This window comes from Virgisporangium ochraceum (genome assembly GCF_016863655.1).
Taxonomy (GTDB): Bacteria; Actinomycetota; Actinomycetes; order Mycobacteriales; family Micromonosporaceae; genus Virgisporangium; species Virgisporangium ochraceum.
In genome coordinates this window covers 132443-145591 of sequence record NZ_BOPH01000001.1, presented here as the reverse complement: position 1 = coordinate 145591, position 13149 = coordinate 132443, and the positions used below count along the sequence as shown (strand labels likewise).

The window sequence follows — 13149 nt, the reverse complement described above, 5'->3', positions numbered from 1 at the left end:
CCGGATGGCTCGGGAGGGTGACGCCGGTAGCGGTGTCGTGCGCCCACGCTCCGGTGCATGGTTCTCAAGCAGATATCTCTCCTCGCCGCGCTGACCCTGATGGTCCCGGCCACCCCCACGAGACCGGACCCGCAGCGTCGCCTCGACGCCGTGGTGGCCGCGGTCGCGGTCGGCGGGCTGGCCGAGGTCCGTACCGGGCGGGCCGTGTGGCGGGGTGCCAGCGGCGTCGCCGAGCGGAACACGACCCGGAAGGTGCCGGTCGACGGCCGGTTCCGGGCCGGCAGCGTCACCAAGACGTTCGTGGCCACCGTCGTGCTGCAGCTGGTCGCGGAGGGCCGGCTGCGGCTCGACGACCCCGTGGAGACCGGGCTGCCCGGGGTCACGGTGCGCCACCTGCTCAACCACACCAGCGGCCGGTACGACTACCTGCGGACGCTGCGGCTGCCGCCGGATCCGGCGTTCCTCGACAACCGCTGGCGCACCTGGACCGCCGACGAGCTGCTCCAGCGGGCCGCGGCCAACCGACCCACCCACGAGCCGCCCGGTTCGGCCTTCGCGTACTCGAACACCGGCTACCTCCTGCTCGGCCGGATCATCGAGCGGGTGACCGGCCGGTCCTATGGCGAGGAGGTCGAGCGCCGCGTCATTCGACCGCTGCGGCTGACCGGCACCCTGATGCCGGGCACCGCGACCCGGATCCCCGGGCCGCATCCGCACGGGTACGTCCCGATCGAGGGGCGGGGCCTGGTCGACTACACCGAGTTCAACCCGTCGGTGATGGGAGCCGGCGGCGAGCTGATCTCCACGACGCGCGATCTCAACCGCTTCTTCGCCGCGTTGCTGGGCGGGCGGTTGCTACCGGGCCACCTGCTCGCCGAGATGAAGACGGGCCGGACCTACGGGCTCGGGTTGACCTGGCGAGACACCCCGTGCGGGGTCCGCGTGTACGGCAACGACGGTGACGCGCTGGCCTACCAGGCCTACTCGTTCTCGACGGAGGACGGGCGCCGCCAGGTCACCGTCGCGGTCACCCCGAACCACCGCACCGACCCGGACGACGCGGTCGAGGCCCTGGTCGATGCGGTGGTCTGCGATGTCAGCTGAGGCGCTCGACGATCATGGCCATGCCCTGGCCGCCGCCGACGCACATGGTCTCCAGCCCGAACCGCTTGTCGTGCCACTCCAGCGAGTTGAGCAGCGTGGCCGTGATCCGGGCGCCGGACATGCCGAACGGGTGGCCGACCGCGATCGCCCCACCGTTGACGTTCAGCTTCTCCAGCGGGATGCCGAGGTCCTTGTACGACGGGATCACCTGCGCGGCGAACGCCTCGTTGATCTCGACCAGGTCGATGTCGTCGATGGTCATGCCGGCGCGGGCCAGGGCCTGCTTCGACGCCTCGACCGGGCCGAGGCCCATGATCTCCGGCGACAGCGCGGTGACACCGGTCGACACGATCCGGGCGAGCGGGGTCAGCCCGAGCTCGCGCGCCTTGGTGTCGCTCATGATCACGACGGCGGCGGCGCCGTCGTTCAGCGGGCAGCAGTTTCCGGCGGTGACCCGTCCGTCGGGGCGGAAGACCGGCTTGAGGCCCGCCGTGCCCTCCAGAGTGATGCCGGGACGGGGACCGTCGTCGGTCGACACGACGGTGCCCGACGGGGTGGTCACCGGGGTGATCTCGCGGGCCCAGAAGCCGTTCTTGATGGCCTCCTCGGCGAGGTTCTGGGAACGGACGCCGAACTCGTCCATCTCCTGCCGGCTGACGCCCTTGATCTCGGCGAGGTTCTCGGCGGTCTGGCCCATCGCGATGTAGATGTCGGGGATCTGGTCGGACTCGCGCGGGTCCTGCCACGGCCCGGCGCCACCCTCGGCGCTCTTGGCCGTGCGGGCCTTGGCGTCGTCGAACTTCGGGTTCTCCCAGGTGCCGCCGACCAGCGCCTGCGCCTCGGCGGGCAGGCCGTCGGAGTTGCCGCGCGCATACCGCGACACCGTCTCGACGCCGGCGGAGACGAACACGTCGCCCTCACCGGCCTTGATGGCGTGGAACGCCATGCGGGTGGTCTGCAGCGACGAGGCGCAGTAGCGGCTCAGCGTGGCGGCCGGCAGGTGGTCGTAGCCGAGCAGGGTGGCGACCACCCGGCCCATGTTGAACCCCTGCTCCCCGCCGGGCAGCCCGCAGCCGAGGTAGAGGTCGTCGATGTCCTTGGGGTCCAGTTCGGGGACCTTGTCGAGGGCGGCGCGGACGATCGTCGCGGCGAGATCGTCGGGACGCAGGTCGCGCAGGGAACCTTTGAACGCTCGTCCGATGGGCGAGCGGGCGGTGGCAACGATGACGGCTTCCGGCATGCCCGCATCTTAACGCCCGTTAAGCGAGCGACATTTGTGATCCGTGGCTCTGCTACGGATGTCTCAAGCCGCCCACCGCCGCCACGACGGCGGGAAGTAGCGCGTGGGCCCACACCCGGTAGCCGTCGGCCGACGGGTGGAAGCCGTCGTGGCAGAGCGTGCCCGCGTCGGCGCGGAACACCGGGCCGGTGCGCTCGGCGAGGTCGACGGCGGTGCCGCCGGCCGACCGCACGGCGTCGACCTGGGCCCGGCCGAGCCGGCGGCCGTGCCAGCCGAGCAGTTGGCGCAGCGGCTGGGCGAACGCGCGGGTGGACCCCAGGTCGGGGCACGTGCCGACCACCACCGCCGACCCGGCCCCGCGCAGCCGGCGAACGGCGGCGGCGAGCTGCTCGGCCGACTCGAGCGGCCGGGCCAGCCTGACCGCGTCGTTGGTGCCGATGAGGATCACGGCAACGTCGGGACGCGTGCCCACCAGCGCTCGGGCCACCTGGATGCCCAGGTCGGACGAGTGGGAGCCGGCCACGGCGACGCTCGACAGCTCGACCCGGCGCCCGCCCGGTCCCTCGGCGAGCAGCGCGGCCAGCTGGCCGCCGACGGTGTCGGCGACCTGCTCGACGCCCACGCCGAGCGCGGTGGAGTCACCGAGCAGCACCAGCCGCAGCGTCGGCGCCTTCGCCGGGCCGACCGTCGCGCGCATCGCGAGCTGCATGTCGGGCGTGGCGTACTTGCGGGCCCGGGCGGCCAGGGTCTCCGCGGCCAAGAGCGCCATCCCGCCGACCGCACCGGCCATCGCCGTAACGGCAGCCGCCCGCGACAACTGCCGGATCGCTCTGCGCTCCGCCATGCGACATGACCTCCAGGCCCTCTAGGGTACGTGCGCCGGATCGGTCGGGCGTCCCACGGACCGCCAAGCCCGACGTCGTAGGTGTGCCCAACGGCCGTGCGGTCCACGCTCCCGCCCGGCCACAGTGGCGGGTGCCACTTCGATGCCGGACTGCTCGGCGGCCTTCGCCGCGGCCGCGTACAGGTTGCGCACGCCGGCGCCGTCGGGCTCGGCCGGACGCGGCCCGGCGGGTTCGGCCAGCGCCGACACCATCGAGGGGAGCAGCACCCCGGCGGCGGCCACGTACCCCTCGGCCGACGGGTGGAACCGGTCCCAGCCGAACATGCGCTGCGGGTCGGCGGCGAACTGCGGGCCGAGCAGGTCGCCCAGCGACACGGTCCGGCCGCCGGCCTCGACCACGGCGATGGTCTGCAGCGCGGCGAGCTGGCGGCTCCAGCGGTGCGCCAGCCACTTCAGCGGCGGCTGGATCGGCTCGATCGCGCCCATGTCGGGGCAGGTACCCACGACCACGTCGGTGTTCACCATGCGCAGCGCGCGGACCGCGTCGCCGAGGGCGCGCACCGCGTCGGGCACGTTCGACCGGTGGGTCACGTCGTTGCCGCCGATGAGGATGACGGCGAGGTCCGGCGGGTCGTCGAGGAGCCGCTCGACCTGGGGCGCCAGGTGCCGCGACTGGGCGCCGACCACGGCCACGCAGCGTAGGTCGACGGGGCGCTTGAGCTGCTCGGCCAGTCCGGCGGCGAGCAGCGCGCCGAGGGTCTTGCGGGGCGCGTCGACGCCGTAGCCCGCGGCCGACGAGTCACCGAGGACCGCGAGCCGCACGGGCTCGCCCGGATGTTCGAAGCCGTACCGGCCGTCGCAGCGCGGCGGCGGATGCTCGGCGGTCGGTATGGTCCGGCGGGCGATCAGCGCCTGCCCGATGACCACGCCCGTGGCCAGCATGCCGAGCGCCGTGACCCCCGCGCTCGCGTAGCCGGCGGCCGTTGCCACGTGCCTCAAACGAGACTGCTCGACCATCGTCACCCCCGATCGTCCGATCATTCCGAGGTTAACGAACGTTCACTAGCAAGTTTGTCATCCACTTTGCTCAACCGAGTTCAACAACGCGGCCGTTGTGGATGGAACGTGCGTGGGTATTGCACGATGGAGAGCACCCATGTGAAGGGCGGGAGCGCAATGGCCACCTACACGTCCAACCGGGCGGCGACCCAGCTGCGGCGACGCGCGGCCTGGACCGCGCTCGTCCGCACGTTCAAGCCCGGCACGCCCGGCCTGGCCAGGCGCATCGGCGCGATCCCGCGCATGGTCGGCGCCACCCTGCGGGGGAGGTACGACGGTAAGTCGCGGATGACGATGATGCTGGTCTCGGCCGCGTACATCGTCTCGCCGATCGACTTCGTCCCCGAGGGCATCCTCCTGTTCATCGGCCTGGTCGACGACGCGGCCGTGGCGGCCTGGTTCGCCGGCGCCCTGCTCGACGAGACCGAGCGGTTCCTCGAGTGGGAGAAGCGCCAGCAGGCCGTACCCGGAGAGGTCATCGGCTGACGCCACGCATAATGGCCGGGTGCGCTACTACGACAACGTTGTCGAGCTGATCGGAAACACGCCTCTCGTCCGGCTGCGCAATGTCAGCGCCGGTATCGAGGCCACCGTCCTCGCGAAGGTCGAATACTTCAATCCCGGCGGCAGCGTGAAGGACCGCATCGCGCTGCGGATGGTCGAGGAGGCCGAGAAGTCGGGCCAGCTGCGGCCGGGTGGCACGATCGTCGAGCCCACCAGCGGCAACACCGGCGTCGGGCTGGCCCTGGTCGCCCAGCTCAAGGGCTACCGCTGCGTGTTCGTCTGCCCCGACAAGGTGAGCATGGACAAGCAGAACACGCTGCGCGCCTACGGCGCCGAGGTCGTGGAGTGCCCGACGGCCGTCGCGCCGGAGGACCCGCGCTCGTACTACTCGGTCTCCGACCGGCTGGCCCGGGAGATCCCGCTGGCCTGGAAGCCCGACCAGTACTCGAATGTCAACAATCCGATCTCGCACTACGAGACCACCGGTCCGGAGATCTGGGAGCAGACCGCCGGAAAGATCACCCACTTCGTGGCCGGCGTCGGCACCGGCGGCACCATCTCCGGCGTCGGGAAGTACCTCAAGGAGGTCTCGAACGGCGCGGTGAAGGTCATCGGCGCCGACCCGGAAGGGTCGGTGTACTCCGGCGGTACCGGCCGGCCGTACCTGGTCGAGGGCGTGGGTGAGGACTTCTGGCCGACCACGTACGACCGCGGCATCGCCGACGAGATCGTCGAGGTGTCCGACAAGGAGTCGTTCGCGCTCACGCGGCGGCTGGCCCGCGAGGAGGGGCTGCTGGTCGGCGGCTCGTGCGGCATGGCGGCGGCGGCCGCGTTGCAGGTCGCGGCGAAGGCCGGTCCCGACGCCGTCGTGGTCGTCCTTCTCCCGGACGGCGGCCGCGGCTACCTGTCCAAGATCTTCAACGACGAGTGGATGGCCCGGTACGGCTTCCTCGCCACCGGCTCCGAGGCCGAGGCGACGGTCGGTGACGTGCTGGCGGGAAAGAGCGGCGGCATGCCCGACCTGGTACACGCCCACCCGAACGAGACCGTCCGCGACGCGATCGACTACATGCGCGAGTACAGCGTCTCGCAGATGCCGGTGCTGAAGGCCGAGCCACCGGTGGTCACCGGTGAGGTGGCCGGTTCGATCGCGGCGAAGGACCTGCTCGACGCCCTGTTCGGCGGCCGGGCCCACCTGCACGACCGCATCGAGACCCACATGGGCCCACCCCTGCCGATGATCGGCGGCGGCCAGCCCGTGGCCGAGGCGGTCAAGCTCCTGGAGACCAGTGACGCCGCCCTGGTGCTGGTCGACGGCAAGCCGGCCGGCGTCCTCACCCGCCAGGACCTGCTGGCCCACCTGGACACCTAGACCCGGTGGGCGACTCGGGACACTAGGTGCCGCCGCCCGCGTCCGCGCGCCGGTCAGTGGGCCGAGAGGCCGCCGTCGACGCAGATGACCTGGCCGGTGACGAAAGCCGACGCGTCACCGGCCAGGAACACGGCGATCCCGCGGAAGTCCTCCGGCGTCCCGTTGCGCCCGACGAACGTGCGTGCCGCGGTCGCCGCCGCCTTCGCAGGATCGCTGAAGATCGGCGCGGTCATCGGCGTCTCCACGACGCCCGGTGCCACCGCGTTGCAGCACACCCCGTGCGGCGACCACGCTTCGGCCTGCGAGCGGGTCAGCGACACCAGGCCACCCTTGCTGGCCCCGTAGCCGCCGCTGTTCCCGTACGCGCGCAACGCCTGCTGCGACACGACGTTGATGATGCGCCCCCACCCGCGCGCGGCCATGCCGGGCCCGAACCGCTGCCCGAGCAGGAACGGCGCCGTGAGGTTCACCTCGAGCACGTCGTCCCACACGTCGGCGGTGAGGTCGTTCATGTGCGGCCGCGGATTGATGCCGGCCGCGTTCACGAGGATGTCGGGTTCGCCGGCCGCGGCCACCGCGGCGTCCGCGGCGCGCCGCAGGTCCGCGCGGTCGGAAAGCTCCACCGGGACCGCGTGAGCGCCGATCTTCTCCGCCACCCCGTCGAGCCGCCCGCGGTCGCGACCCATGAGCACGACCGTGGCTCCCGCCCCGGCGAGCGCCTCGGCCATGGCCTGCCCGATACCCGAGTTTCCACCCGTGACGATCGCCGTCCGCCCGCTGAGCCCGAACACCCGCACCCCCTCGTGGATCTCCACGACCCTAGCGGCCACCACATGCCACCGGCCGGTCCAATCCCCGGAGATTGGCTCCCCGCGCCCCCTGCGGGGCTTCAAATAGACGACACTCTATCCAGTGCGGTTCCCGGGCGGCACAGCGCACTGGATAGAGCGTCGTCTATTAAAAACCGGCTAAGCCAGCGGCGTGGGGATCGCGACCACGTCGACCAGGGCGCCCCGGCGCAGTGCCGTGATCGGCAGCCGCGTGCCGATGGAGCTGCCCAGCATCAGCCGCTGGATGTCCTGGACGCCCTGCACCGCGCGGCCGCCGGCCGCGATCACGACGTCACCGATGAAGAGCCCGGCCTCCGCGGCCGGGCCGCCCGGCATCACCTCGACCAGCCGCAGCCCACGGCGCTGGCCCAGCTTGCCGGCGAGCGCGGCGGGCAGCGGCGCCGGCGTGCCCGCGATGCCCAGGTACGCCCGGCGCACCCGGCCGGTCGACACCAGTTCCTGCACGATCTGGCGGGTGTTGGTGTTGATCGGTACCGCGAGGCCCAGCCCGTAGCCGGCGACGGCCGTGTTGATCCCGACGACCCGGCCGGCCGAGTCGGCGAGGGCGCCGCCGGAGTTTCCGGGGTTGAGGGCGGCGTCGGTCTGGATGACGTCGTCGATGAGGCGCATGCGGCGCGCGTCGCGGACCGGCAGCGACCGGCCGAGCGCGCTCACCACCCCGGCGGTGACCGACCCGGCGAGACCGAGCGGGTTGCCCACCGCGATGACCAGCTGGCCGATGCGCAGAGAGTCGGCGTCGCCGAGGGTGGCGGGTCTGGTGCAGGCGGCCGGGTCGTGCAGCCGCAGGACCGCGAGGTCGGCCAGCGGGTCGGCGCCGACCACATCGAAGCGGGTCTCCTCGCCGGACGTGAACTCGGCGAGTCCGCTGGTGGCGCCCTCGACGACGTGGGCGGAGGTCAGGGTGAGACCGTCGGGGTTGAAGACCACGGCGGACCCGGCGCCATTGCCCCGCCGCGACTGCACGGTGAGGCTGGCCACGCTGGGTAGAAGGGTGGCCGCGACGGTGGTCACGGCACGGGAGTAGGCGTCCAGAGCGTCGACATCAGGCTCCATGTGCCGGGCAACGCTCCCCGGCCCGCCCGCATGCCGGGTTACGCCGTGGGCTTAGGCCGTTGGTGAGGTCCGGATGATGCTCTGCAGCGCGCCCTTGAGCGAGGCGAGGTCCGGGTCGTCGAGGAGCACCGCGTAGTCGGCCTCGAGGTCGGCGATCACCGCGGCGGCCTCCGTGCGGATCGCATGGCCGCGCTCGGTCATCGTGACCACCACCGCGCGCTGGTCGTCGGGGTGGGTGGCCGTGGACAGGTAGCCGAGCGCCTCGAGCTCGCGTACCAGCCGGCCCATCATCTGGCGGGTCATGCCGGCGCGGTTGGCGAGGTCGGTGATGCGGGTGCCCTCACCGGCCACGTTCGAGGACTCGGGGTTGAGACCCGCGAACACCGGAATGTGTCCGGTGCGCAGCCCGGGATGGCCGCGCTGCTGCAGGCGCTCGATGTAGGTCGACTGCACCGCGCGCACCGCGCGGAGTAGGAGTCGCGCGATGTGGACGTCGGTTACCAGCGCCATGCGAAACCTCGTTTACAAAATACGAAACTAAGTTTAGTGTCTGTTTCTATGAAAACCATTCTCCGTGCGGCCCATGCGCCGCGGTTCGACATCCCCGGCGTCACGTTCGTGGGCATGGCCTCGCCAAGCCGTGGATCGGAACAGTTGTGTACGTGGAAGATCATCGTCGCGGCCGGCCACGAGACGGACAGCCCACACACCCTCGACCGCGACGAGGTGTTCATGGTGCTGTCCGGCTCGATCACACTCTCGGGCGACATGCTAGGGCCGGGCGACGCTGTCGTGGTGCCCGCGGGCGGACAGATCGCGCTCTCCAACCCCGGTGCCACGCCGGCCGAGGTGCTGGTGGCGATACCGGCGGGCTTCACGGCGACGATGGCCGATGGCACACCCTTCGGTACGCCGCCGTGGGCGAAGTAGTTTCATCGGAGCGTCTCATCGCAGACACTCCGGCGGCAGGTCGAACCAGCGCAGCTCCTCGAACGTCGCGGAGACCGCGGCTCCCGGCCCAGCCTCGGTGCCACCCGGCGCGCTCGGCGGACCGGCCTGCTCCGGCTCCGGCGGCTTCAGCCGGGCCACCACCGCGTGGGCCTCGTCGAGGTATCCGGCCAGCGCGTCCTCGCCGGCCCGCTCGTGTTCGGCCGCCCGGCCCGGCCAGTGCAGGTCACCCTCGTCGGTGTAGATCAGGTCGGTGAGCCGCAGCGGCGGCTCGACCAGACCGTCGCGGTGCCGCCACAGGCCGCGGTAAGGGTCGAACCGGTACTCGGGCAGCAGCGCCCAGCCGTGCGTCGCCACGAACGACACCGCGTCGACGATGTACCGCGCGACGGCGTCGGAGATGAAGTAGTTGAAGCTCACCCGCACCCAGCCGGGCTTGATGCCCTCGCACCCGTCGAGGATCTCGCGTTCGAACCGGTGCGACCGCTCGATGTCGATGCCGAGCAGCCGGTGCCCGTACGGGCCGGCACAGGAGCAGCCGCCCCGCGACTGGATGCCGAACAGGTCGTTGAGCAGCGCCACCACGAAGTTGTGGTGCAGGTACCGGCCGCCGGGGCGGCGCACCACGAACGAGAGGATCGACAGCCGCTCGGCGTCGAGGTTGCCGAGGATCTCGATGTGGGGATGGGCCGTCCAGGCGTCGATGGCGGCGCGCAGGAACCGCTGCTCGTGCGCCTTGATCACGTCGACGCCCACCGCGTCTTTGAGCTGGAGCACCAGGCCGGCGCGGATCGACTCGACGATCGCGGGCGTGCCGCCCTCCTCGCGGTGCGCCGGGTCGCGGATGTAGTGGTGTTCGGCGGCGTTGACGTAGTCGACCGTGCCGCCGCCGGGCACCGTCGGCACCCGGTTGCGCAGGAGTTCCCGGCGGACCACGAGCACACCCGGCGTGCTCGGTCCGCCGACGAACTTGTGCGGCGACAGGAACAGGGCGTCCTTGTGGCCGTCGTACATGTCGATGCGGACGTACGGCGCGGCCGCCGCGTAGTCCCAGAACGACAGCGCGCCGTGCCGGTGCAGCAGGTCGGCGACCGCGCGGGTGTCGGTGACGATGCCCGTGACGTTCGAGGCGGCCGAGAACGACCCGATCTTCAGCTGGCGGTCGCGGAACTCGTGCAGCCGCACCTCCAGTGCGCCCAGGTCGATGTGGCCGTCGGCGTCCTCCGGGATCACCACGACGTCGGCGATCGACTCGCGCCAGGCGAGCTCGTTGGAGTGGTGCTCGAACGGCCCGATGAACACGACCGGACGCTCGGCGGCCGGGATGTGGTCGGCCAGCCGGTAGCGGTCGTCGAGGTCGGCCGGCAGCCGGAGCCCGAGGATGTGCACCATCTTGTCGATCGCGCCGGTCGACCCGGCCCCGGTGAAGATGACGACGGTCTCCTCGTCGCCGCCCACGGCGTCCCGGATGATCTTTCTCGCGTCCTCCCGGAGCCGGGTGGTCTGCAGACCGGTGCCGCTCGACTCGGTGTGGGTGTTGGCGTACCGCGGCAGCACCTCGGCCCGGATGAAGCTCTCCAGGAACGACAGGGCCCGGCCCGACGCCGTGTAGTCGGCGTACGTCACCCTCCGTGGCCCGTACGGCCCCCACATCACCTGGTCGTCGCCGATCACGGCCGCCCGGATGCGGCGGAGCAGGGGCGGGTCGTCGGCCATGGCCCCATTATTCGCACGAAAGCCCGGGAAGCTGAACCTGCTGGCCGGTCGCACACTCTGTCCGCTGGGCGTCTCCTGCGCGGCCTAACTTTGTGCTCACCGGTGGTTCACGGCGCCGCAACCCGCAAGTGGCCACGAGCGTTAGAACCTCCGGAACAACTGAAAGCCCGGTGGCCTCGGCGGTGCCCGCCAACATCGCCAACCGCCACCTGCGAAAACCCGCCCGTGCACGGGACCGGCATGCCTCCGCCGGCCCGGCGCCTCCGGCCAGGCGCCCTCCCCAGGGCCGGGCGGGTTTCCGGGCGGGCGAGGGTACGCGATGACCGGTTCCCCCGCAGAGATCGCGATCGTGTGCCCTCGCCCGCCCAATATAGAGACGACGCTCCCCGTTACGCTGTGTGCAGCCGAACGGGGAGCGTCGATGTCTTGGTCTTCCGCGAAGCCATGGGTCGTGGTCGCGGCCGGGTCCTCCGGTTGGGTGACCGTGGCGGCCGCGCTGGCCGCCGCCGGAGGCGACCGGGTCGCCGCCGTCGTGATCGGTGACGACGCCGCCAACCTCCTCCGGACCTGTGCGACCACGTACGTGGCGGTGCCGGTCGCCGACCGCGCCGACGACGCGGTGCGGATCGCCGAGGCGCTCGTGCCGACCCACGACCGGGTGATCGTGACGGCACCGGGCGGCCTGCTGGCGCCGCTGGGCGGGTTCACGCTGGCCGACGTCGCCTGGGCGCTGCGCGCACCGGTGGTGGTGGCCGCCGACGCCGACGCCGTGAACGACGTCCGGCTGACCCTGGAGGTCCTGGAGCGGCGGCACGTGCCGGCCGCCGTGGTCGCGGTGGGACCGGCCGGAGACCTCAACGACCTACCGGTGACGCTGGGCGGGGAGCTTCCGGCCGACGCCGCCGACCGGCCCGACTTCGCCGAGCGGTCCCGGGAGTGGCTCGACCCGCTGCTCGCGGAGCGGCCCGAGCCCGCGAAGCGCGCGGTCACCGGGAAGCGGGTCGCCGTCGCGGTGCTGATCCTGGTGGTCGCGGCGCTGCAGGCGCTGTACATGATCACGCTGTTCACCGACGGGGAAGCCACCATCGAGCCGGAGAACCGGGCGGTCGTCGGCTACGCGGAGGCGCGCCCCGCGCGTCCCGTACCGCCCACGCCGGCGGCCGCACCCTGCGTGCCGGCCCGCGCGGGCACGGTCCCGCTGACGCCCGACGCGGCGACCACCGCGCGCGTGAACGCGGCCTGGACCCGGATCGAGGCCGGACTCGCGGCGAAGGCGCCGCTGACCGCGGCCTCGCTGCGACCCGGGGCCGACCCCGCCCACCTGCGCGCCATGCAGGCGCTGACCGGGGTGCAGTTCCCGGCGGACCTGGCTGCCTCGCTGCTACGGCACGACGGCGCGCAGCCGCGGGCCGGGTTCGAGTTCCCGCCGTTCCACCGGTACCTGGGGCTCGACGAGATCTACACGGAGTGGCTGTCGTCGTGCCGGGCCATCGGCGGCAGCCGGGCCGACGGCACCTGGTGGCACCGGCTCTTCGTGCCGTTCGCGGCGGCCGGCGACGGCGGCAGCCTGCTGGTCGACCAGCGCCCCGGCATGGGCGGCCGGGTTGGTGACTTCGTCCCGGAAGAGGGCACCCGGTTCGGGAACCGGCCGCCCTCGTTCCTCGCTCTGCTCGAAGCGGTGGCGACGAGCCTGGAGACGGGCTCCCCGTACCGCCCCGCCGCCCTGCCCGACGGCACCCTGGACTGGCTCTGATCAGCCCTCGGTGCTGACCACGCCGATCGGGCAGCTCATGCCGTTCGGGCCGTGGTTGCAGTACCCGTTCGGGTTCTTCACGTCGCTGAGGTACTGCTGGTGGTAGTCCTCGGCGTAGTAGAAGTCGCCGGCCCGGTCGATCTCGGTGGTGATGTCGCCGAAGCCGGCGTCGCGGGTGACCCGCTGGAACAGCTCCTTCGACTCCAGGGCCCGCGCGTGCTGCTCGTCGGTGGTGGCGTAGATCGCCGACCGGTACTGGGTGCCGACGTCGTTGCCCTGCCGCATGCCCTGGGTGGGGTCGTGGTTCTCCCAGAAGACCTTCAGCAGCTGGTCGTAGCTGACCTGGTCGGGGTCGTACACGACGAGCACGGCCTCGGTGTGGCCGGTGCGGCCCGAGCAGACCTCCTCGTACGTGGGGTTCGGGCTGATCCCGCCCGCGTACCCGACCGCCGTCGAGTACACGCCGGGCACGCGCCAGAACAGCCGCTCGGCACCCCAGAAGCAGCCCATGCCGAACACCGCGGTCTGCAGCCCCTGGGGCCAGGGGCCCTTCAGCGGGGTGCCGAGCACGGTGTGGCGCGCGGCCACGGGGATCTCGGTGTTACGGCCCGGCAGGGCCTCGTCGGGGGTGGGCAGTTCGAGCTTCTTATGCCTGAGAAACACGGGTCACAACCCTCCAATTCTGTGCCTCCGGGGCGAGGGGGC

The 13149-nt window shown here is 72.0% G+C and carries 13 protein-coding genes; 5 read left to right on the top strand and 8 right to left on the bottom strand.

What is annotated here, in order from left to right; genetic code table 11:
• Positions 1–57: 57 nt before the first annotated feature.
• A complete protein-coding gene (locus Voc01_RS00680) occupies positions 58–1104 on the top strand; it encodes a serine hydrolase domain-containing protein (protein ID WP_203925217.1) in 1047 nt (348 codons plus the stop codon).
• Here Voc01_RS00680 and Voc01_RS00675 read toward each other — a convergent pair.
• The 3 genes from Voc01_RS00675 to Voc01_RS00665 are packed head-to-tail and all read right to left on the bottom strand — an operon-like array spanning position 1097 to position 4229.
• A complete protein-coding gene (locus Voc01_RS00675) occupies positions 1097–2344 on the bottom strand; it encodes an acetyl-CoA C-acetyltransferase (RefSeq protein WP_203925216.1) in 1248 nt (415 codons plus the stop codon). The two genes, Voc01_RS00680 and Voc01_RS00675, sit on opposite strands and share 8 nt — an antisense overlap.
• Before the next feature lie 52 nt (positions 2345–2396).
• Positions 2397–3188 (bottom strand): SGNH/GDSL hydrolase family protein, encoded by a 792-nt coding sequence (locus Voc01_RS00670; RefSeq protein ID WP_203925215.1) that lies wholly within the window; start codon positions 3186–3188, stop codon positions 2397–2399.
• A gap of 21 nt (positions 3189–3209) precedes the next feature.
• A complete protein-coding gene (locus Voc01_RS00665; RefSeq protein WP_203925214.1) occupies positions 3210–4229 on the bottom strand; it encodes an SGNH/GDSL hydrolase family protein in 1020 nt (339 codons plus the stop codon).
• A gap of 135 nt (positions 4230–4364) precedes the next feature.
• On the opposite strand from Voc01_RS00665, the gene Voc01_RS00660 reads away from it, so the two are divergent.
• Together Voc01_RS00660 and Voc01_RS00655 are read left to right on the top strand one after the other, a co-directional pair.
• Complete coding sequence (locus tag Voc01_RS00660) at positions 4365–4733, top strand: YkvA family protein (protein ID WP_203925333.1); 369 nt, start codon at positions 4365–4367, stop codon at positions 4731–4733.
• A 19-nt stretch (positions 4734–4752) separates the two neighbouring features.
• A complete protein-coding gene (locus tag Voc01_RS00655) occupies positions 4753–6123 on the top strand; it encodes a cystathionine beta-synthase (RefSeq protein WP_203925213.1) in 1371 nt (456 codons plus the stop codon).
• Between the two features lie 53 nt (positions 6124–6176).
• Here the strand turns inward: Voc01_RS00655 and Voc01_RS00650 are convergent, their stop codons facing one another.
• From Voc01_RS00650 to Voc01_RS00640, 3 genes are all read right to left on the bottom strand, one after another.
• Positions 6177–6953, bottom strand: coding sequence for an SDR family NAD(P)-dependent oxidoreductase (locus Voc01_RS00650; protein ID WP_239159825.1), 777 nt, complete (start codon positions 6951–6953; stop codon positions 6177–6179).
• Between the two features lie 138 nt (positions 6954–7091).
• Positions 7092–8027, bottom strand: coding sequence for a S1C family serine protease (locus Voc01_RS00645; protein WP_203925212.1), 936 nt, complete (start codon positions 8025–8027; stop codon positions 7092–7094).
• A gap of 51 nt (positions 8028–8078) precedes the next feature.
• Entirely contained in the window at positions 8079–8537 is a 459-nt protein-coding gene (locus tag Voc01_RS00640) for a MarR family winged helix-turn-helix transcriptional regulator (protein ID WP_203925211.1), read from the bottom strand.
• 48 nt (positions 8538–8585) lie between these two features.
• Here Voc01_RS00640 and Voc01_RS00635 point away from each other — a divergent pair, with 48 nt between their 5' ends.
• A complete protein-coding gene (locus Voc01_RS00635) occupies positions 8586–8957 on the top strand; it encodes a cupin domain-containing protein (RefSeq protein ID WP_203925210.1) in 372 nt (123 codons plus the stop codon).
• A 15-nt stretch (positions 8958–8972) separates the two neighbouring features.
• Here the strand turns inward: Voc01_RS00635 and Voc01_RS00630 are convergent, their stop codons facing one another.
• On the bottom strand, positions 8973–10691 hold the full coding sequence (locus Voc01_RS00630) for an aminotransferase class V-fold PLP-dependent enzyme (protein ID WP_203925209.1): 1719 nt from the start codon (positions 10689–10691) through the stop codon (positions 8973–8975).
• 421 nt (positions 10692–11112) lie between these two features.
• Between Voc01_RS00630 and Voc01_RS00625 the strand changes: the two genes are divergently transcribed.
• The gene (locus Voc01_RS00625) at positions 11113–12444 is read left to right on the top strand and encodes an SMI1/KNR4 family protein (RefSeq protein WP_203925208.1); all 1332 of its coding nucleotides are present in this window, start codon (positions 11113–11115) and stop codon (positions 12442–12444) included.
• Here Voc01_RS00625 and msrA read toward each other — a convergent pair whose 3' ends face one another.
• Entirely contained in the window at positions 12445–13107 is a 663-nt protein-coding gene (gene msrA, locus Voc01_RS00620; RefSeq protein ID WP_203925207.1) for a peptide-methionine (S)-S-oxide reductase MsrA, read from the bottom strand. It lies immediately after the preceding gene.
• Between the last annotated feature and the right edge of the window lie 42 nt (positions 13108–13149).

Coding starts and splice junctions, on each gene's coding strand:
- Voc01_RS00665 (WP_203925214.1), bottom strand. CDS start 4,229: ATGATCGGACGATCGGGGGTGACGATGGTCGAGCAGTCTCGTTTGAGG.
- Voc01_RS00680 (WP_203925217.1), top strand. CDS start 58: ATGGTTCTCAAGCAGATATCTCTCCTCGCCGCGCTGACCCTGATGGTC.
- Voc01_RS00625 (WP_203925208.1), top strand. CDS start 11,113: ATGTCTTGGTCTTCCGCGAAGCCATGGGTCGTGGTCGCGGCCGGGTCC.
- Voc01_RS00630 (WP_203925209.1), bottom strand. CDS start 10,691: ATGGCCGACGACCCGCCCCTGCTCCGCCGCATCCGGGCGGCCGTGATC.
- Voc01_RS00675 (WP_203925216.1), bottom strand. CDS start 2,344: ATGCCGGAAGCCGTCATCGTTGCCACCGCCCGCTCGCCCATCGGACGA.
- Voc01_RS00645 (WP_203925212.1), bottom strand. CDS start 8,027: ATGGAGCCTGATGTCGACGCTCTGGACGCCTACTCCCGTGCCGTGACC.
- Voc01_RS00660 (WP_203925333.1), top strand. CDS start 4,365: ATGGCCACCTACACGTCCAACCGGGCGGCGACCCAGCTGCGGCGACGC.
- Voc01_RS00670 (WP_203925215.1), bottom strand. CDS start 3,188: ATGGCGGAGCGCAGAGCGATCCGGCAGTTGTCGCGGGCGGCTGCCGTT.
- Voc01_RS00640 (WP_203925211.1), bottom strand. CDS start 8,537: ATGGCGCTGGTAACCGACGTCCACATCGCGCGACTCCTACTCCGCGCG.
- Voc01_RS00635 (WP_203925210.1), top strand. CDS start 8,586: ATGAAAACCATTCTCCGTGCGGCCCATGCGCCGCGGTTCGACATCCCC.